This is a genomic window from Dictyobacter alpinus (assembly GCF_003967575.1).
GTDB classification, from domain to species: Bacteria; Chloroflexota; Ktedonobacteria; order Ktedonobacterales; family Ktedonobacteraceae; genus Dictyobacter; species Dictyobacter alpinus.
Genome location: NZ_BIFT01000002.1, coordinates 1,584,445 through 1,604,993, shown reverse-complemented (window position 1 = coordinate 1,604,993; position 20,549 = coordinate 1,584,445). Strand labels below are relative to the sequence as shown.

Sequence of the window (20,549 nt, the reverse complement as noted above, 5' to 3'; positions counted from 1 at the left end):
GAGCTGATCTATCTATTTATCGTAATGTGCAATATCCCTGATGCATAGCAAGCAGACAAGGTACTGAAAAAATTACACATCGTATTATTACTTTTTTTATCGTAACTATTCAGATCTGATTGATGCCTCAAGCATCAACCAGACGTTTCTAGTGCCGCTGCGGAAAATTGGGCGGTAGCCGCCCAATTTTCCGCAGCGGCACTAGAAACATTTTTGCTCCGCGAAGCAGAGCAAGGCGTGTGCATATTGAGTATATTGTAGCAAGTAGGATAGTGTATTCTCGTGAACTAACAGCGTAGTATTATTTAGCTGCCAATAGTATTACTATCCGGAAGTGCTAATAGGACTCAAATGTATAAACGGAATGATCCGCTACTTTTAAGTAAGCTATTACTATTTGCTTATTATTGGTCCTATGATCTGGAAGAACATATCCGCAACATTTGACTTAATCAATGAAAGTTGCAGTATATTACAGCCGAGCACTTCCGACAGTATAAAAGGATAAGATGATACGTGGATTAAAAAATTGGGGAGAGAAAAAAGCACAGCTAATGTATATAGATTAACTGTGCTTTATCATACGCAGCAGGCGACCACTTCTATTCTGACACTTTGGCTGGTCAGGAGCGTGGTGCTTTACTCTGTTTGAACTTCTAGCTGTGTTTTTTCTCATCATCATATAATGCTAGTGGTAAAAGTCTGGGCATCTGAAATGACTGTGCGCCCCCCGTTTTGTTCCCGCGTAGATTGATGCGGAAATAGACCTCTTTATTGAAATTACCATAGACACCATCGATACTATCTGATAAGGCATGTCCATTACGTGGAACGGTAAAGGTGGGTGAGTGACAAAAATCATAATCTGAGCAACCTGGAAAATGGGAAATGTCTATACTGGTTGGTGCCTCGATGGAGGTTCCATCTGTATCTTCTGGAGTGCCTGGATAAACATTTAGATGCTTCCCCTGCTCATCGATTGAAATGAGATAGAAGTGTCCTTGTGTGTCCTGCGTTATTCTAACTTTTTGTCCGTAAGTGACATTAGGCATAGCCACATCCTTAATGATTTTGCCATTTTCAAGGATCGCTTGATGTGGTCCATCATATTCGTTCAAATAGAGTATATGCATCCGACCAGCCGTATCTACATAGCTATCGGTAACATAGGTCAGATCGCGATCATTGGTATCATTTGGGTCTTTCGGTTTGACCTCTTTCACCAGGACTTGATCAATCTTTGGTTCTTTGGGGGTGATATCGTTGATGTGAAAATATTTGACCTCGTTAAATATCCAGGGATTCCCATCTTGTCCCTGAGGCAGATTAAGTAAGTGGCGTTGTACATCGCGAGTCGCTACGATCGAGAGATCATTATCATAACCAGGAAAAAGGAATGCGTAAGTATAACGGAGATCCAGTATATTTTGATGGAAGGTCCATTTATTGGTTACACTGCTGAAGTACGCCCACAGAAACTTACCTGGTTTGTCCTCTCCTGTTTGAACAATCACCATATCACCACGATCATTGACACCGACACCGCTATATCCTTGTTCCTGTCCCTGTTGCCATGTGCCTGCAATCCATTCACTATGAAACGTTTTACCATTATCGGTAGAATAGAAATGTTGAAGCTTGCCTGCAGTCTGCGGCCATGCGAAGAGATGGATACTATCATTTTTGCCCAGAACAATGTTGATGGGCTCGGTGCCTGCATTGCCAGCTTGAATCTCTTGCCAGCTTGCATTTGGCGCTTTATGCATCAGATGCCACTGGCGGTCATTGAGTCCATCACCCTGGGAGATGTAGGTCATGAACAGATCACCTTTTGCGGTCCGCACAATACGGTCCTTGTGGGCACCCCAGCTATTTGGCACATATTGATCTTCACTACCAAAGGCCTGGTCCGTGACAAGCTCAAGCTTAACCAACGCGGGCTTGCCGGGTTGTGACGCCTTTGGGGTAGCAAATAAATGACCAGCTACATCGTCAGGCGTTGATTTGACATTCCATAAATAAATGGCAAGCACTACAATAGCTACAAGTGATAACACGGATGTTATGAGGATAATTGCTGATTTTCTACTAATTTTCAATGCACCCATCTCCTTTTAAGAGGTCGCAGCTTTTTCCTTGCTAAGCTCATATATCACAATATACCAGAACAATAATCTGCCGACAACAGCTATACCTTTTTCTTGATCATTAATATGTTTGTTGAAGAATTATGCTAAAGAAGTTTTTACCAATTATAGATGGACAGAAGAAGAGACTTACGACTATTCTCGTAAGTCTCTTCTTTTGTCCATCTAAAGAGGTGAGCGCGGTTATGGTGCCAGATTGCTTCCTACTTATAACTGAACGGCTGTATAGTCATGGACAAAATCAACCAGTTGACGAACATTTTCTATCGGTGTGCCTGGAAGGATGCCATGGCCAAGATTGAAGATATGGCCTGGACGTCCTTTGACCCGGTCAAGGATCTCTCGTGTGCGTTTCTCAATTTCTGACCAGGGGGCGAGCAAGGTAACGGGATCCAGGTTGCCCTGTACCGCTGTTTCCTGTTTAAGGCTGTCCCAGGCCCTGTCCAGATCAATATGCCAGTCTACACCTATCACATCACCGCCGGCCTCCTGAATGAGGTCTAACATGCCGCTGGTGTTGGTGCCAAAATGAATGATTGGGACATTCCCTTGACGCGCGATCTCGATGGCATGCTTGCTATGTGGCAAGATATATTCGCGATAATCTGCGGGACTCAAGGCACCGACCCAGCTATCAAAGAGTTGGAGTGCATGGGCTCCTGCCTGGGCTTGCGCTAATAGGTAGTGGCCAACGACTTCACTTAATTTTTCCATCAGGAGATGCCAGGTGGGGGCATCGCTCATCATCAGGCCTTTGGCATGGAGATATGCTTTGCTGCTTCCACCTTCAATGGCATAGGAGGCCAGTGTGAAGGGAGCGCCACTAAAGCCGATCAAGGGAATACCACGTGGATCAAGTTCCTGACGTGCCAGTTTGATTGCTTCTAGCGTGAACGGTAAGCTTTCGCGAGGATCTGGTACATGTAAGGCTTCCACATCGGCCCGATTACGAATTGGATTGTGGATGACGGGTCCCTCGCCTTTGACAAATTCGAGGCTGATGCCCATGCCTTCTAATGGTGGGAGAATGTCGGCAAAAATAATCGCGGCGTCCAGATTATAGGCGCGAATAGGTTGCATTGTAACCTCAGCAGCTAGCTCAGGAGTTTTGATGATGTCTAGAATTGGATGTTTAGTGCGTAACGCACGGTATTCTTCCATATAGCGACCAGCCTGGCGCATAAGCCAGACGGGTGTAGCATCCACAGGGAGTCGGCGGCAGGCGCGTAAGAAGCGGCTCTCGTTGATCGTCGTTGCAGGCATAGCTGCGGGTGATGGTGTTGTATTCATATAGTTGCTTTTATATATCTCCAATCTGCACGATAGCATCCTGTTCAGTTCATCTTGCTTGCTTATTTAAGATGCCCGCTACAGGGGTTCGGGTGTATATATAGGATTTTTAGTTTGCTTTGCGGCCAGTATGTGTATGGACAAGATCGACCAGCTGGCGTAAATAATCAGGATTTGTGGCTGGATGAATGGCATGACCGAGGTTGAAGATATGGCCAGGTCGCTGCTGGACACGTTGTAGTATGTCTTCCGCACCCTGCTGTACTGTTTCCCATGGGGCAAGCAGTAACGTGGGATCAAGATTCCCCATAATGCTATGCTCAAAACCTATTTCTTGCCATGCTTTGTCAATATCAACACGCCAATCCACACCAATGACATCTCCACCAACTGCGGCTATGTCCGCTAAAAGGCTGGCGTTTCCGGTACCAAAATGAATGCTTTGTGCACCTGCCTGTTTGATGGCTGTGAAGATCTTTTGTGCATATGGCTTAACAAATTGTTGATATGTGACTGGACCAAGTAGGCCGATATTGCTCTCAAAAATTTGAATGGCATCTGCACCAGCTTTTACCTCAGCCTGTACATAGCTGATCAAGACCTGTGTGATTTTATCCAGTAGTGCGTGCCAGGTGGCAGGTTCCTGATACATCAATGTTCTGGCTGTACTGTAATCGCGGGTGGGAATACCTTCGATCATATATAAGGCGAGAGTGAAAGGTCCACCGGCAATACCAATAAGCGCTTGCCGATTGGATAATTCACGTCTGACCATGCGAATCGCTTCCATCACAAAGGGGGTAGCCTCTTCGGCGCTACTGATTTGTAGCGCTTCTACATCTTGCAATGTGCGAATGGGATTATGAACGATAGGGCCTCGAACTGGATCGAGCTCGGCGTGCAGTCCCATCCCTGGGAATGGAAGGATAATATCTGTATACATCACAGCCGCATCAACGCCATATTCTGTTATTGGTAGCAGTGATACCTGTGAGCATAATTCAGGGGTGCGGGCGATGGTTAAAATGTCATATGCTGCACGTATCTTGCGATACTCAGCTGATGCATGGCCGGCCTGGCGCATAAACCAGACAGGCGTAGCGTCTGTTCCTTGTTGCTGGCAAGCAGCTAGAAAACGCTCTCTCCCTGTCTGTATTGGACTTGATTGAAACGATGACTGCATACGACTTCCTTATATATTTGCTTAAAAGCATTTTAGCTTTCCATATCATAGCGTGAGTATCGTCGTAATGCAATGATAAAACTGCAAAATTCTCTATCTTTCTGCAGTTTTTTAGAGATTTTGTAGGTTTTTTAGGGTTGGTCTTTTATCTGTGTATAGGTAGATGGGTAGCTATTAATGATTTGCCAGGTATTGACTGGCCAGAAAACGACTACTGCCTTGCCTACGATCATATCTCGATTCACCGGCCCCCAATTGCGTGAGTCGTCTGTCATCTGGCGATTATCGTTGAGGATGAAATAGGCATCGGCTGGCACTTTCCATTCATGCCCTTCAGGATTAAAAGGTGTTTTGACATAGGCTTCATTAAGGACCGTGCCATTCACCGTGACATGTTGATTATCCGTTTTAATGGTATCTCCGGGTAGACCTATGATCCGGCCCATCACATCAATATTGGTGTCAGGTGGATAATGCAAGACCACTGCATCGCCACGCTGAGGCTTGCCGAGCATATAGGAAGTTCTATTCACCATGACATATGCATCGGTACTGATAGCAGGCTGCATATTGGCGCTTTGCATATGATATCCGTGAATGATAAAACGGATAACGACGAATAGCAACAATGTAATAACGATGAGCTCTATTATTTCACGCGTGAAGTGCGATCGTTTCAATATCTATCTCCATAGGACGGTGCAGCCTCCACTGGCATTTCGGATGGATACTGCGCGCAATATATTTGCAGCCGCTTCAGTGCAACTCGTAGGGCTAGTATAGCGCAAGGCATTCTAAAATTTCGAGAATGCTCGATAGTGTAGCCCAAAACTACCAACTTATCTGGCTCTTGCTACTGTAATGTATTGTGATGCATTCTGGTGTAGAAGGCTACTTTTTTATCCACAAGTCCTATACTTGTCTCAATTCTATTGACGCTCAATGTGTACAGTATATACACTTTACCTGATGAGCAGCTTGCAGTAATTATTTGATGGCGGATCAAGGGGGGATAACATGCTCTTACCTGTGGAAGATCTCGTGGGGCAGAAGATTGGGGATTATCACCTGAAGCAATTAATTGGCCAGGGAACGCTGAGCGCGGTTTATATAGCTCAGGGGCAGGGTGGAGAGCAGCAGGTAATGCTCACGGTGTTTATTCTTCCTTCTGATTGTAAAGGTGCCGCGCGTGAGCGTTTCATGACACGCTTTATGCGGCAGGCGGGTGCTTTAAGGCAGTTACAACATCCTTATATTGTGCCTACCTATGATTTTGGTGAGGCACTTGGCTATCCATATCTGGTGACCCCATTAATTGAGGGCGAGACCGTGGCTTCCTTCCTGAAGCGTAAAGAGCGCTGTAGCCCTGAACTGATGCTGGCATTATTGCGTCAGATCGCAGAGGCTCTGGATTATGCTCATAACAATGATGTAATCCATGGTACGCTCAAGTCTTCAAATATCTTGCTCGTGCGTCAGGGCGGTCCTGATGGGCTATATAGTGTTATGGTTGCTGGCTTTGGCCTGGCCCATATGTTGGAAATGAATGGTATCGGGCAGGTTGCTCATCAATATCCATCCTTATTTAGTATCGCCGGCACCTTGTTGACCAATCCTATCTATATCGCTCCCGAGGTAGTATTAGGGGGAGCATTTGATGCGCGTGCAGATGTGTATGCGCTAGGTATTCTGGTATTTGAGATGCTTTGTGGACATCCACCATTCACCAGCACAGATCCCTTTGAATTGGTGCAAAAGCATGTTGAGGAGCGTATCCCCTCGCTCCAGGTGGTGGCGCCTGAGATTTCTCCCGCTTTAGATATTGCTTTACAGCGAGCGCTTGAGCGCGATCCAGCGTTACGACTGCAGTCTGCCGGGAAACTGGTCTCCGCCTTCGAACGGGTGATGAATGTCATGGAAGAGGCCGCCCGGCCGCCTGTACAGACTCCTGGTACTCCTTTGCCGATGAAAATACATTTGACTCTGGTCAATACACTACCACCTGACGATAGCAGTGAGAATGTAGTTGCCATGCCAGGTATCACTTCCAGCCATATCCACAAAGTGTCCTCATCTTTTCCGGGCAATACTTTGCAGTTGCAGAGTATTCCTCGCGCACAATCGCTTCCGCTTGGAGCCAATACGCAAGCACCTGCTTCCACTATAGTTATTCCCGAGAAAGGTCAATCAGGACCTTTCCCATCCACCGCATGGGCACGTGAATCTTCTCCTGTGCAAATAATCAAGCCTGAGCCCGATTTGGCTGCTGGCACTACCTCAAAGCAAGCGGCGCTTCCTAAAGAGCAGCAGCCATCCTCACGTCCCGATATGGGCCGGCGGCGGGTGGTGATGGCAGTCAATGGCACAATTACGGCCGCCGTGCTGGCTGGTGGTGGTTTTAGCTTACTGAAACTGGTGCAAAATGGCACGATCCAGTTGCCAGGTATAGCCAATGCCAGTAAGCCGACCAATAATCCTACTGCTGAAACCGCTCCCGTCATTAGTCGTAACAAACCCGCGAAAAATGCTGCACTCAATTTTACAGATCCTTTAACACATAAAGAAAGTATTTTGCTGCATTTGCCCGATGATAAGTTGGTCGCCTATGATCGTGCTTGTACCCATGAAGGGGTACTGGTGACGTATGATCCAAAAACGGGGAAGCTGGTTTGTCCAAGGCATCATGCACAGTTTGATCCACAGCGTGCCGGGGCGGTTGTCAAAGGGCCAGCCCAGAGACCGCTTAAGCCAATAGCGATTCATGTCAATGGAGATGGGTCGATTACAAGGGGAGCTTCTTAAATTCAAAGCCTGTTTTTAGTGCCAAACCATTAAAAACAGGCGTAAATGTTTTCATTGGATGCAGTGATGGCCAGGAGAAATAATGACAGGGTTCGCATGACAATCTTTTGGCTCATGCCTGTGACACATTATGCTTTTAGCTGCTCGTGTCCCTCTATATAATAATCCACAACATAGATTTTGCTTTTTAGGCGCTGCTTCTGGCTTGGATGAAGTAAACTGGTTCTCGCGATGGAAGGCTGTTGAGGGGCTGTCTGTTTCTCCTCTATCGCAGGTTTTATGTTGGGGTGGATCAGGCCGTGGAAGGCTTTTTTTAAGGATTGTGTGTAGCAGCGTGCTCCTTTATGCAGCACGATCAAAGGCTCGGCTTGTCCATCCAGTGTAAGAAAACCACTCAATGTATCTTTCATCTGCCTGTCCCTCCTGTGAATTACATAGCTCAACTATATGTGTCTGTTTGTATCAGACGCAAATGTATCCATTTTCTCAAATGATCAGTTCGGGATGATTGACATTGTAGACGGCTTACATAAACAACCTATACTGTATTGACGTCACATGAGGCTTAACTTTGACAAGTATATTGGAACACGTTATCAAAATACAAGCATTTATCGTTCTGAAAAAGGGTATAATCTGGCTTGTGAAGCGGATCTGTACTAAATTTTTCGAGTTTAGCATTGTTGACCAAATGGGCTACAATTTGTACCATATATATGTGTGTTTCTATCTAACGCCATGCGCACGTTTTATCCCTCGCGCCTACAGCGCTCGCTTGTTTGTGAGGGAGACAATGGTGCGGCGGTCACGACCGCCGCACCATTGTCTCCCTCACAAAGATCTGGTGTGTGGAAAACATGCGCATGGCGTTATCTCTGTGGTTGATAGCGCTTCATGATCCTTTGTAGCTCATCCAGGGGAAGTGCTTGAGCACTATGCCCTTGCCAACCAACCATACTTTCGGCTGCTGTCAGGGCATTAAGGATGGCTTCTTCTGTTGCTTCGGCGGCGGCCTCAAAGAAAGGATCGAGCTGATCATGGGGAAGCATCTGGAGGTCGAATGGTTTATTCTGCTGCAAAGGTAAATGATTGCCGGTAGCGAAAGCCAGAAAGATATCTCCACTGCCATTATGTCCAACTCCACCTACGCGTGCGAGTCCGACTGTTGCCCGTCTGGCAAGTCTGTTACATTGGGTAGGAATGAGAGGTGCATCGGTAGCGAGGATGACGATGATTGAGCCACCTTTGGGTGGTGCTGTCCAGGGATCGGCAACTTTCGTGTAATCTATCTCAAGTCCAACGGGTACCCCATCAACGCGCAGCAAGCGTCGGGCCCCATAATTTGCCTGAACGAGTACCCCAACTGTATATTGTTGATCAAAGCAGGTGACGAGACGTGAGGAGGTGCCGATACCGCCTTTGAACTCATGGCAGATCATGCCTGTGCCACCACCAACATTACCCTCGGCCACAGGACCCGTTTGAGCCTTCTCCAAAGCCTGATAAACGTGTTGTTTGGTTACATGGAAGGCTCCGATATCATTCAGCCAGCCATCCCAGGTCTCAGCTACCACTGGTAGCGAGCCTTGCCAGCTAGAGGCGATCGAGGGTGGTACATGCCATTTATCGCTCATATCCAGGGGATAGGCTACGATGGCATCCCGCACGACTCCTACCGAGTTGGTATTGGTAATCCCTATTGGTGTATGGAGAACGCCTGATTCCTCTACCCAGGGCAGACCAGTCATTTCTCCGCAACCATTAAAACTAAAGAAGCCAGCAAATGCATGATCCGTCCAGATATGGCCGGCGCGAGGAACAATCATTGTCACTCCTGTGCGCGCGATACCAGGTTCGTTAAAGATCAGAGTTTCATGTCCAACCAGAATATCTGGTACATCGGTGATTGCATTATATGGTCCGGTTGGATGAGTTCCAATCGGGATGCCTAAATCGCGTAAACGTGCTCCTGGCATAGTATGGTTGCTCCCCCTTCGCGCCCACTTATGTGAGCGAAACGTGCTGCTGTACGTGATCAATTCCAGAACATGTGCTTTGATCGTGTAAGCTGTGCCGGCTGCGTATGAACGTCATTCTCGCTATATTGTAAAGTATAATAGACAGGTAAGCCATGTCTAATACATATAACTTGTTGGAGTGGTATGCTTAGAGAAGAAAACGTTGCTCAAAATGTTTTCTATAATCATTTTCATTTTAAAGACACTTTAGCTGGTCTTGTACTTTGCTACATAGTCGAATGTTAACTATATAATTTGCCTGCTCCAAGGAGAATCAAGCGATGGATAAAATTGATCTTATTGAGTTGATGAGAACAAGTTTGCCGCGCGACTGGAACACATGGCGTAGTGATCATCCTGATGTCGCACTGGATTTATCTGGTGTGGATCTAAGTGGGGGACGCCTGGGAGAGTTTGATCTTTCGAGTGCCGATCTAAGTGGTGCTAATCTGGCGGGAACTGATTTGTTTCAGACGATATTAAGGGGCGCTCGTCTAGTGGGAGCCGATTTAAGCGGTGCTAATCTCACTGAAGCTGATCTACGCGATAGCGATTTAAGTCAGGCTTATTTACGTGATGTGGATCTGCGTTCCGCTACTCTGGTCAGAGCGAATCTGACGAATGCTGACTTAAGCGGAGCATATCTAAATGGCGCCCATCTGGCGGAAGCGCAGGTAACCTTAGAGCAGTTGCGCAAGGCTCACGCGCTACATGATGGTCTGTAAATAGTTCATTATTCACCGCTTTTAATGATAGAATACAGGTAGTGTTGTAGCTGAATTTTCTTCTGGAGGTCAACTTTTATGTCGACTGATGCTATTTCGAGCACGCCGCCACGCAATCCGCCCAAATTTTTGAACAATGTTATGAAATTCGTGCTTGCCTCGCCTTTACACAGTATATTTAGTAAGAGTCTCCTGTTGTTGACTTTTACTGGACGCAAGAGTGGAAAATCTTTTACCATTCCATTGGGATATCGGCAGGATGGAAATACTATTTTTCTATTTACGGACCATAAATGGTGGAAAAATCTGGTTGGCAATGCACCGGTGACTCTCCACTTAAAGGGGAAGCAGGTCAGTGGTACGGCCGAGGTGATTGAAGATAAAGAGGTGACTGAAAAAGAATTACAGACCTTTTTACTTGTGAACCCCAATGCGGCCAGAGCGTATTCTGTGACGATGGATGCTGCTGGACAACCTGACCCTAACCAATTGCGCGATGCTGCGCGTCGTTTTATGCATATACGTATTCATCTGGCGTAATTTCCATTGAATTTCTTTCGTCCAGGCGCGTAGACTTCATTTTTAAGGCTCTATGCGCCTGGACGTTTCATTCTCAACCATATTTCTTAGCGTACTCCAATTCAATGTTGAACTAAGCAGAGTCGATTATTATTTTAGAGTATCTTGCAGAATGCTTATCAGCTCTACTTGAAGCGCCAGCAATCCGGTTGAAATCTTATGGACATAGGGATACAGGTGTTATATGCTGAAGTATAAATTCTATAAAAGGAAGAAAAACGTATGATACGTGGAGAAAAAGTTTGCTTACGTCCTGTGCGGCGTTCAGATTTAGACATTTTGCATGATCATGCTAATGATGTGAATTTTGAAAGTGAGTATAACTATTTTGGCCTGAAGCGGGACCAACATTTGCAGTCTGCGTTTGACTCTGACGGACTCTTGAGTACAGATTTTGGTACTTTAATCGTGACGACTCTGCATGATCAGTTTGTGGGATCTGTCAGTTATCATCCAGTGCGCTATGGTCCAGGTGTTTCTAGTCTCCATTACAATATTGGTATCAGTCTGGCGCCTGAACAGCGAGGAAAGGGCTATGGGGTAGAGGCCCAGCAATTGTTGGCGGACTATCTGTTCCGTACATATCCAATTGGACGCGTTGAAGCTTCGACCGATATAACCAATATTCCTGAACAGCGTGCCTTGGAGAAGGCTGGCTTTACACGCGAGGGTGTGTTGCGCCGGGCTCAGTGGCGCAATGGCGAGTTCCACGATCTGGTTCTTTATAGCAAAATCCGTGGGGAGTAGTCTTTTGTATAGCCTAAATTGCGTTTACGAGAAGGTCAAAGGTAGTAGATGCTTTGACCTTCTCATTTTTTATTGTGCGGTTCGTTGTCGAATATAGGGAATCAAGTCTTCAATCAGTTCAAAGCGATCAAGGGGCATAATATATGTTCCCTGGACCTCAGCTTTCAGTTTGTCGAACAGTTCTTTGATGATTTCCAGACCAACTGCTCCACCACCTTCGCCTGCCTGTTGTAGGCGTTGGCGAATCTCTTCAGGAATGACAATACCTGGTACTTCGTTGTGGAATTTCTCTGCTTGCTGATATGAATGTAGCGGCTGCAAGCCGATGAGAATCGGTATCGGAATTTCTCCATACTGATCTTTGTATTTGTTGATATAATAGAGAAATGTTCCCGCATCAAAGACGGGTTGTGTCATGATATATTGTGCGCCGCCTTCGATTTTCTGATGCAAGCGCTCAATCTCTATGTCCAGGTCCGATGCGGCTGGATTGGCGGCGCAGCCGATAAAGAATGAGCTGGCGGCCGCCAGTTTACGCCGGTTGCCATCGAGCCCTTTATTTAAGTTACTCAGTATTGAGATCAAGCCAATGCTATCGACATCCCAGATGCCGGTGGAATTAGGGAAGTCTCCATGACTGGGAGGGTCGCCAGTAACGGCCAGGATGTTGCGGATTTCAGTGGCATGCGCTCCAATGACATCACTTTGGACTGCCATCAGGTTGCGGTCGCGTGGTGTAAAGTGTACGATAGTTTCGATGCCAACGTTTTGTTGGATCAGGCGGGCCGCGGCCACATTATTCATCCGTACACGGGCCATGGCATTATCGGTGATGTTGATGGTATCGGCTCCACTATCGCGGATAAGCGTGGCGTTCTGTAAGAAGCGCGTGAATTTTACGCTTCTAGGAGGGCTCATCTCAATACTGATGACAAATTTTCTTTCCTGGAGCAAAGCAGCTAACTGTGTGGGGGCTGGCTCACTTTCAGCATTTTGAGCGGCACTCTCTTGTATGCGCTCACGAAAAGCTTCCAGGGTAGGAGCGCTGGAAGGCTTTTCCATTTCTGGTGAGATGGTTGGGGCTAATTCTGTGATGACCTCGTGCATCGCCGCGATATGTCTGGGTGTTGTACCGCAGCAACCACCAATCATGCGTATGCCAATACTTAAAAAGCGTCGTGTATACTCGGCAAAATATTCGGGTGTGGAAACATAGATAAATCTATTCCCGACGCGTCTAGGGAGCCCGGCGTTTGGTTGGACGGCCACAAAGAAATCGTCGCTATTATAGCTACACATACGTTTGGCGACATCAAACATGCTAGCAGGACCAAGGGCGCAGTTGACGCCAAAGACGTTCGCTCCGAGGTCGCGTAATGTCTCGGCAACGACTTGTGCGTCTTCGCCACTGACAATGGTGCCGTCTTCACCAAAGGTCATCAAGGCCACTACTGGTAGGTCGGTTATGCTGCGGACCGCCATCAATGCTTCGCGCATCTCGGCCAGATCGGACATGGTTTCAATGATGATCAGATCGACCCCTGATTGGAGCAGAGCTTCGGTCTGTTCTATAAAAGCAGCACGTGCATCGGCCGGTTGAATGGTACCTATTGGAGCCAGGGGACTACCCAGAGGACCAATATTGCCAGCCAGTAAGATTGGTTGCTCGCTTAGCTCACGGACCTCGCGCGCGATCTTGGCTCCGGCCCGATTGATCTCAACAACTTGATTGTCGAGTCCATGTTCAGCTAGCCGGTAGCGATTCGCACCAAAGGTATTTGTTTCAATGATCTGGGCTCCCGCAGCCACATAATCTAGATGAATGGATTTGATGAGCTCTGGATTGGTGAGATTTAACTGCTCAAAGCAGCGCTCGTAGGAAATTCCTCGGGCATAGAGCTCGGTTCCCATTCCTCCATCGCATAGTAGAGGACCATTACGCAGGCGTTCTAAGAATGGATAGTGTGTTTGCATGGTTGATCTGACGCTTTCTTAGCAATGGAACTGTAATCCCTTAACCTTGATGCTTTACTGCCTCACCAATAATGACGATCTGAGTAAGTAAATAGCTTCGACTTTTGTTATTGCTTAGTGAGATAGTGTTTTATTTACAGCAGTATATCACATCTCAGTTGAAAGATTTGCTGCTTAAACAAAGAAATACCCTTGTCGGGATTGGTCAAAGTGACTTCTGGTTCGTTTATATAAGCAGAGGCGATTCTGTTTCTTAGTATTTGTGGTAGCTATGGAGAACAAGTTTTTATGGAGCGTAACCTACCAGCAGAGGCATATCAGCTCGCAGAACATTATCAATTGGGCAGTCCAGGTCGCAGGTATGGTGCTGATGGCTGGCAACTGCTTTCTTTGCTGGCTTTCTGCGCGTTCTGGCTTCTGCTTTTTGTGTCTTTGATCTTGATGCTTATGCTCTGCTATCAAGGTGTGATACTGCCTTCTCCTGGATTTATTGTCCTGGGACTAAGTGTGGCCACGCTGACTGTGGTGTTGCTTGTTCTTCTTACCCGGATGTTGCTTCAAAGGATCAGCCTTTTTCGTCATGCGCGTATTTATATGTGCGAGCACGGATTTATTTTTCTGAATAAGCGGCAAGAACTGAGCATTCGCTGGGACCAGATTGAGCATATTGAGACAATTGTGTCCAGGACTAAATTTAGAAATGAAACAACACAGTTTTTATTAGTGAATGGTCAGCGGGTTAATATAAGTACCTCCTGGAATAGAAGATTACCAACCTTGATCAGGTATCGCGTGACCCTTTATCGCAACAGACTGAAACAGGTTCATTCAGAGGGCTAATGCTATGTGTAGCAACTATCTAGAGAGATTAAGGAGCGTGTGCTCACTTCTTAATCTCTCCGCACATAGAACTGATACTGGAAAAATTGTCCATGGCGCCAGTTCATTACGCTTGCTCTTGTAATGTGGCTAACTGATGCGTTTGCTTGAGGGTGGCAGGATAAAGATCTCGATAAATAGTGTAAAGTTGATTGTAAATCTGTTGCGTTTTCGGATCAGGTTGGATAAGCGCAGCTTGCCTGGTCCAGGGTTGTTTTTCATGAGCCAATCCAATAGCGATTGCAGCCAGCCAGGCATCTCCATAGCTTGCCCCGATGGTTTGTGCAGGTAGTTCTTGGTTGCGACCAGTGATATCTGAAACAATCTGGGTCCACAATCCTCCTCTAGTGCCCCCTCCCACGGCCACAATACGTTGTTCCGTGCTACCAGCTTCGTGCATCGTTTCTAATATATGCCGTACTCCATAAGCGGTCGCTTCCAGGAGGGCGCGATAAATATGGCCTCTTCCATGACTCAGCGTTAGCCCACTGATGAGGCCACGCGCCTTTGGATCAAAGATGGGTGTACGTTCACCAGCGAAGTAAGGCAGGATAACCAGGCCATCAGATCCTGGTTTAACGGCTGCAGCCTCTGTCAGCAATTGCTCATAAGGCAGGTCATTAACAATGTTACGAAACCAGCCCGTAAGCGCGCCTGACGTTGCCATGCCAGCCGCTAGCGTCTGTGTGCCAGGGAAAATTCCTGCGGTTCCCCAGAGCCTGGGAGTTGGATGTAGTTCTTTCAGTACCTCAACAAAAAACATCGTGGTACCATACATAATCATCAGATCACCAGGTTCTCGCACTCCTGCGCTGGCAGCTTCGGCCCAGGCATCTATTGTACCCGCAGCTACCGGTGTGCCCTCGGGAAGTCCAGTGCTTTTAGCCGCAGCCGCAGTGATTTTCCCGGCAATTTCAGCGGGCCAGAGTAAGCGTGGTAGTTCTAAGCCAGGCGCGATCTCTTGTGCCCATGCTGTAATCCAGTTGTTATGTTGAAGATCATAGAGAGGATCACATTGACTGGCGGAGTGATGATCAAGGATATATTCGCCAGTCAGGCGTAGGACGATGAATGAACTGGCCATCAGCATGTAACGCGTCTTTTTCCAGATTTCTGGTTCATAGTGTTGCAGCCAGAGTAGTTTAGGGCCGATGGCCTGAGTCGTGAGGGCGGAACCACCACGTGACAGAATGGTATCAGGACCATAGCGTTCACTGAGTTCAGCAATTTCCTGGGTTGCCCGTGTATCAATACCGTAGAGGATGGCTGGTCGTAAAGGTTTGCCATTGGCATCCGCGACCTGTAGGCAAGGACCAATGCCGCTAACACACACGGCGGCAACATCCTGATCCGCTTGTGGAAGTAACTCATGGCAGATCGCGGTAAAATCTTGCCACCATATAGTCTCCGCATCGTGCTCGGCCCAGCCTGGCCGTGGTAATGATAGTAGGTGAGGCCGTTCGCTGGTCGCGATAATCTCCCCATTGTCCCGTGCCAGTACACCCTTTGTACTGGAAGTACCAATATCAACACCCAGTAATAATGCGCTCATATCTTCTCCATCCGATCTACGTTCTAAAAAAGACCCTACACAACTATACATCGCTGTAGTCTTTTCCTGCTCTGTGTAGGAACTTTAGTGGATGCTTGAGCGCTGCAATTGCATTAGTGCGCTAAATACTAACCAATTCAGATACTGGATATGCTAACCGGAGAAGTCCTGTTTCGGCTTCAATGCCTGTAACAACAGGGACACAGGTGCTATTATTTTTACTGAGACAATATTCTAGATCCTTTTGTTGTCCCAGGGCCAGTAAATCCAGGGATGATTGGGCTTTTTCCAGCAAAGCGGCGGGCGGATAATTTTCGTAGATGGTCATGGCACTATGAATACTATCGTGGATCGTGAGATCAGAGCTCAAGCTGAGTAACTCTTTAGCCAGATAGCCTGCGCAAGCCGCATCTTCCAGAGCAAAATAGCCATATTCAGCGGCACAGACAATCGCGATATTGCTGCGTTTCTCTTGTGCTAGTGCCAAGGCAGTGGAAGCAGCAGCAGTTCCATTATAGAAGCAACCGACCAGTCGAATACTCTTTTCGGGACAAGCAAACAGGGCACGCGTGCCATTGCTTGTTGTCAGCACTAGTTCCTGATCCGTAAGATCCATGCGGGCAAATTCAGCGGGTGAGTTGCCAAAATCGAAACCAGCAGGAGTTTTGGTGTGATATTCACCACAAAGTATGCGGCCAGGTACTCTTTGACCTGCTTCTAGCGCTTGTTCAAGGCTTTGAGCAGCCAGTACATGTCTGGCACCTTGTTCAAACATGATCGTCATTGTCGTGGTGGCGCGCATAACATCGATAACAATATAGATATCTTCCGCGGAGGTTTCAACAAAGTTAAGTTCGGCAGGATTAAAGTAAATTCTGAGCTGCAAACGAATCTCCTCTTACACTTGTACGCTACTGGTATGAACTGTTAAAAGGGATTGTATAAAAAAACGCGCTGTTCCAGATCCTTTTTATGTCTGGAACAACTTCCATCCTTACTATACACGATTCCGCTGAGAATACAATCACACCAGTTGAGAATAAAATTCAATCCGATTATGTACATAATGCCTATAGCCGCGTTTTGCGGTCACTACCCACAGCGAGCGTCGCAGGCGCCGGCGTGCAATGGAACCTTCGAGCAATACATTAAAAACACTGGATATTATTGCATCCTCTATACAATGAGAATCTTCCTATGTTATATTAGAGTCATTCTATCATCTTTGCTATGTCAAATCAGAGAGTATGTACATATATGCAAAACCCTATCGATAGAGTCCAGCGTATACAAAGCGCCACAGGATGTCTCTTTGGATTGGCTTATGGAGACGCTTTAGGCGCTGACACAGAGTTCCTTTCCGTGGAAGAAATTGTGCGTCGCTATCCCCCTGCGGGCCCACATGATTTATCGACAACTTTTCCAGTTCGGGTAACAGATGATACACAGATGGCTTTAGCTGTAGGTGAAGCTTTACTGGTTGCCCAACGTCCATATACCGTGAAGACCCTGGAAGATCCACTACGAGATGCTTTTATTGCCTGGAATGAGAGCCCTGAGAATAATCGCGCTCCAGGAATGACCTGTATTCAAGCGTGTGATTATCTTGCCTGTGGCTTGCCCTGGTATAAGGCGACCATCAGCCATTCAAAAGGCTGTGGCGCGAATATGCGTGTGGCTCCTGTGGGATTGCTGAAGATTGGTAAGGATGGCGTGACCGCTCAGAGTAGGGCCGCCATTGCACAGTTTCAGGCCGCATTGACCCATGGACATCCTACCGCTCTGGCAGCGGCTGATCTGACCGCTTATGCGATTGCTGATCTGGTTGATGGGGGTAATCCTACAGGTCTACCTGAACGTTTGATCACTTATGCGCAGAGCCAGCGTAGCATCTATCATCAGGATTGGTTAGGACCACTCTGGCGGCGTCCGGCGGCGGCATCTCCTGAGGCATTTATTGAGCGCGGCTGGGATGAGTGTTTGCAGGTATTGGAACGTCTACGGGTTGCTATTGAGCAGATGGATCGTCAGAGCGATCCTTGTTTGGCCACCGGAGCCGGTTGGATCGCTGAAGAAGCTCTGGCAACTGGCTTACTGTGCTTTTTGATGTATCCAGAAGATCCTGTTTCAGCTATTCAACGTGCGGCCACCAGCTCTGGTGATTCCGATTCCATTGCCTGTCTGGCTGGCTCTTTCGCCGGTGCGCACCTTGGCTTTGCCGCCTGGCCAGCAGCCTGGTTGCAACGCATCGAGTACCGTGAGCGCCTGATGCGTTTAGGTGATGCGCTGGATGCATGAAGCATAACAGAAGTTTTCACCAGTAATGCTCTCTTAAAATTAGTTAGCGCCATGTGCAAGTTTTCCACATACCCATTTTCTTGCCTCAAGCCAGTAAGCACAACGGGGATGCAAGGAGCGGCGAGTCCTTCGCATCCCTGCTGTGCCCCCGACATCTCTCCCTCCCGCCCACGTAGTAGGCGAACAAACTATCAAACGAAGTTTGACAATGCTCTGCTATCGGCATGGGAGGCACCTGCCAATCTTAGGGTCTTGAGAAGCATATACATATATCACACAAAATATATGTAATATTGTCTATTTCTTTCGAATATTATAATGAGTGTAGAGAGGGAAATATAATGTGGTATTCCACGTTTCCTTAAAAAACCATTTTAGGATCGAAAGGAATGTTCATGAAGAAAAGTAGCAAGTGGAGCATGCTGAAATATGTACTGGTTGCATTCATCGCAACTATTGCAATTTCCGTAAGTTTGTTAGGTAGCGGGCATGTTCTTGCAGCAACTACAACTCCTACTCATACCCAATCTGCTCAACCTGGAGGGCCGTATCCTCAACCCCCTCTAGTGGGAGGATCATACCCTCAACCACCTTATGTTTATCCTTATCCATCTGGCTGGTGTTCTGGTCTCTATGCTCCAGGCTGGTGGAGTGGCCCATATGGACAAGTGTGGTGTGATGAATATCATATTCCAGGCTGGTGGGATTGGTATCACCATAGTTGGTATCCACCATATTATGAATATCAGACCAATTATGGCCATGGCCATGGATATGGACATGACCACGATCATGACCACGATCACGGTCACGGTCACCACTAGTATGGGCGCCAGGATTTTCCTGGTACGTTGGTAGCATATGGTTTAGCCTGAGTAGTAGAAATTCTATTTCTATCCTCAGTGCACGCGGTAGAAATTCTCAATGTCCGTTTGCGTTTTTCTCTCTCTGTCTATGTATGGATGGTATAACGCAAATAAATATACACATAGATGATGCACCCACATTGGAACGCGAACGAAAAAGAAGTATCCAACGGACTCTGTGAAAGATGAGTCTGTTGGATACTTCTTTTCTTGAAAAGATAGCACTAAAGAAGGTTAATTGGTTTAAATGCTATAATTGAGTGTATCTAATTGTGTCATGCATATACTATTATTCAGAGATGCTGAGAAGAATGTTGAGGTGGATTGAACAGATGGAATAGGTAGGATCAGCATCTGATCTGCTGCTAGAGAGATGAGGTTTATTATGGTTGCTCTTGTTTTAGAGAAGGCTCATGAGTTGTCATTGCGTGACATTGAGCTTCCTACCCAATTAGGACCCCAGGATGTGCGTATTGCTATCCATACAGTTGGCATTTGTGGTAGCGATGTGCATTATTACGAACATGGTGCGATCGGCCCGTTTGTGGTGCGCTCACCGATGGTGTTGGGTCATGAGGCCTCGGGAACCATTGTGGAGTGTGGTGATGAGGTGACGAATCTTCATGTTGGCGATCGTGTTTGTATGGAACCAGGTATTCCTGATCCCAATAGTAAGGCTAGCCGTCTGGGTATCTATAATTTGGACCCGGCTGTACGCTTCTGGGCGACGCCTCCTGTGCATGGCTGCTTAACACCATTCGTGGTGCATCCGGCCGCCTTTACATTTAAGTTGCCCGATAGCGTGAGTTTTGCTGAGGGTGCGATGGTTGAACCGCTGGCTGTAGGTATGCATGCGGCCAACAAGGCAAAAATTCATCCCGGTGATCTGGCGGTGGTGATGGGTGCGGGCCCTATTGGAATGGTTACAGCCCTGTCCGCGCTGGCAGGTGGATGTAGTCAGGTGGTTATAACCGATGTCGTGCAGGAAAAATTGGCATTAGCTCAGACCCTGGGACCGATTATACCTGTAAACGTTGCCAAACAAAATCTAGTTGAGGTTGTTCATAAGCTGACGGATGGTTGGGGTGCGGATATCGTATTTGAGGCAAGCGGTAATGCGCGCTCCGTTGCCAGTGTCTTCGAACCTTTGTGTCCTGCTGGGCGTGTTGTCTTTATTGGCATGCCTGGTGCTCCGGTGGCGTTGGATATCGTTGCGGCGCAGGCCAAGGAAGCCAGCATTGAAACCGTCTTCCGTTATGCACATGTTTATCCACGTGCTCTGGCCTTACTTGGTAGTGGTAGATTGAATGTAAAACCACTCATTACTGATACCTTTCCTTTTCAGGAGAGCATTAGCGCATTCGAGTATGCAACCCATATGAAACCTACTTCTGTGAAAGCCCAAATTGTGCTTCCCTCTTAACGGATCACCATTGCCAGCCTTTTTTAGACTGGCAATGGTGATAGGATTTACTGTATATATTGAAGA

General features: G+C 47.1%; 17 protein-coding genes. 7 read left to right on the top strand and 10 right to left on the bottom strand.

Annotated elements, in window-relative coordinates:
• Window positions 1–656: 656 nt before the first annotated feature.
• The 4 genes from EL633_RS28990 to lepB all read right to left on the bottom strand — a co-directional run bounded on the left by EL633_RS28990 (window position 657) and on the right by lepB (window position 5,300).
• The gene (locus EL633_RS28990) at window positions 657–2,099 is read right to left on the bottom strand and encodes a hypothetical protein (protein ID WP_126630712.1); all 1,443 of its coding nucleotides are present in this window, start codon (window positions 2,097–2,099) and stop codon (window positions 657–659) included.
• A gap of 255 nt (window positions 2,100–2,354) precedes the next feature.
• Window positions 2,355–3,437, bottom strand: a complete 1,083-nt coding sequence (gene hemE / locus EL633_RS28985) for a uroporphyrinogen decarboxylase (RefSeq protein ID WP_218027607.1) — start codon at window positions 3,435–3,437, stop codon at window positions 2,355–2,357.
• A gap of 109 nt (window positions 3,438–3,546) precedes the next feature.
• On the bottom strand, window positions 3,547–4,620 hold the full coding sequence (gene hemE / locus EL633_RS28980) for a uroporphyrinogen decarboxylase (RefSeq protein WP_126630711.1): 1,074 nt from the start codon (window positions 4,618–4,620) through the stop codon (window positions 3,547–3,549).
• Between the two features lie 131 nt (window positions 4,621–4,751).
• On the bottom strand, window positions 4,752–5,300 hold the full coding sequence (gene lepB / locus EL633_RS28975) for a signal peptidase I (protein WP_161982519.1): 549 nt from the start codon (window positions 5,298–5,300) through the stop codon (window positions 4,752–4,754).
• Window positions 5,301–5,637: 337 nt separating this feature from the next.
• On the opposite strand from lepB, the gene EL633_RS28970 reads away from it, so the two are divergent.
• Complete coding sequence (locus EL633_RS28970) at window positions 5,638–7,422, top strand: protein kinase domain-containing protein (RefSeq protein ID WP_126630709.1); 1,785 nt, start codon at window positions 5,638–5,640, stop codon at window positions 7,420–7,422.
• Window positions 7,423–7,550: 128 nt separating this feature from the next.
• On the opposite strand, the gene EL633_RS28965 is transcribed toward EL633_RS28970, so the two are convergent.
• Window positions 7,551–7,832 (bottom strand): hypothetical protein, encoded by a 282-nt coding sequence (locus tag EL633_RS28965; protein WP_126630708.1) that lies wholly within the window; start codon window positions 7,830–7,832, stop codon window positions 7,551–7,553.
• Between the two features lie 459 nt (window positions 7,833–8,291).
• Window positions 8,292–9,398, bottom strand: coding sequence for a DmpA family aminopeptidase (locus tag EL633_RS28960; RefSeq protein WP_126630707.1), 1,107 nt, complete (start codon window positions 9,396–9,398; stop codon window positions 8,292–8,294).
• A 323-nt stretch (window positions 9,399–9,721) separates the two neighbouring features.
• Here EL633_RS28960 and EL633_RS28955 point away from each other — a divergent pair, with 323 nt between their 5' ends.
• The 3 genes from EL633_RS28955 to EL633_RS28945 all read left to right on the top strand — a co-directional run bounded on the left by EL633_RS28955 (window position 9,722) and on the right by EL633_RS28945 (window position 11,491).
• A complete protein-coding gene (locus EL633_RS28955; RefSeq protein WP_126630706.1) occupies window positions 9,722–10,165 on the top strand; it encodes a pentapeptide repeat-containing protein in 444 nt (147 codons plus the stop codon).
• Between the two features lie 78 nt (window positions 10,166–10,243).
• Complete coding sequence (locus EL633_RS28950) at window positions 10,244–10,705, top strand: nitroreductase/quinone reductase family protein (RefSeq protein ID WP_126630705.1); 462 nt, start codon at window positions 10,244–10,246, stop codon at window positions 10,703–10,705.
• A 261-nt stretch (window positions 10,706–10,966) separates the two neighbouring features.
• On the top strand, window positions 10,967–11,491 hold the full coding sequence (locus tag EL633_RS28945; protein ID WP_126630704.1) for a GNAT family N-acetyltransferase: 525 nt from the start codon (window positions 10,967–10,969) through the stop codon (window positions 11,489–11,491).
• A gap of 69 nt (window positions 11,492–11,560) precedes the next feature.
• Here the strand turns inward: EL633_RS28945 and EL633_RS28940 are convergent, their stop codons facing one another.
• Window positions 11,561–13,465: a bifunctional homocysteine S-methyltransferase/methylenetetrahydrofolate reductase gene (locus EL633_RS28940; RefSeq protein WP_126630703.1), complete on the bottom strand. Its 1,905-nt coding sequence runs from the start codon at window positions 13,463–13,465 to the stop codon at window positions 11,561–11,563.
• A 288-nt stretch (window positions 13,466–13,753) separates the two neighbouring features.
• Here EL633_RS28940 and EL633_RS28935 point away from each other — a divergent pair, with 288 nt between their 5' ends.
• Window positions 13,754–14,305, top strand: coding sequence for a DUF6585 family protein (locus tag EL633_RS28935; RefSeq protein WP_126630702.1), 552 nt, complete (start codon window positions 13,754–13,756; stop codon window positions 14,303–14,305).
• A gap of 106 nt (window positions 14,306–14,411) precedes the next feature.
• Here the strand turns inward: EL633_RS28935 and EL633_RS28930 are convergent, their stop codons facing one another.
• Together EL633_RS28930 and EL633_RS28925 are read right to left on the bottom strand one after the other, a co-directional pair.
• A complete protein-coding gene (locus tag EL633_RS28930) occupies window positions 14,412–15,896 on the bottom strand; it encodes an FGGY-family carbohydrate kinase (RefSeq protein ID WP_126630701.1) in 1,485 nt (494 codons plus the stop codon).
• A gap of 121 nt (window positions 15,897–16,017) precedes the next feature.
• Window positions 16,018–16,782: a 2-phosphosulfolactate phosphatase gene (locus EL633_RS28925; protein ID WP_126630700.1), complete on the bottom strand. Its 765-nt coding sequence runs from the start codon at window positions 16,780–16,782 to the stop codon at window positions 16,018–16,020.
• A gap of 371 nt (window positions 16,783–17,153) precedes the next feature.
• Between EL633_RS28925 and EL633_RS28920 the strand changes: the two genes are divergently transcribed.
• Complete coding sequence (locus tag EL633_RS28920) at window positions 17,154–18,194, top strand: ADP-ribosylglycohydrolase family protein (RefSeq protein WP_174845184.1); 1,041 nt, start codon at window positions 17,154–17,156, stop codon at window positions 18,192–18,194.
• Window positions 18,195–18,707: 513 nt separating this feature from the next.
• On the opposite strand, the gene EL633_RS28915 is transcribed toward EL633_RS28920, so the two are convergent.
• On the bottom strand, window positions 18,708–19,055 hold the full coding sequence (locus tag EL633_RS28915; protein ID WP_126630699.1) for a hypothetical protein: 348 nt from the start codon (window positions 19,053–19,055) through the stop codon (window positions 18,708–18,710).
• Between the two features lie 390 nt (window positions 19,056–19,445).
• Between EL633_RS28915 and EL633_RS28910 the strand changes: the two genes are divergently transcribed.
• The gene (locus tag EL633_RS28910) at window positions 19,446–20,483 is read left to right on the top strand and encodes an NAD(P)-dependent alcohol dehydrogenase (protein ID WP_126630698.1); all 1,038 of its coding nucleotides are present in this window, start codon (window positions 19,446–19,448) and stop codon (window positions 20,481–20,483) included.
• Window positions 20,484–20,549 lie beyond the last annotated feature (66 nt).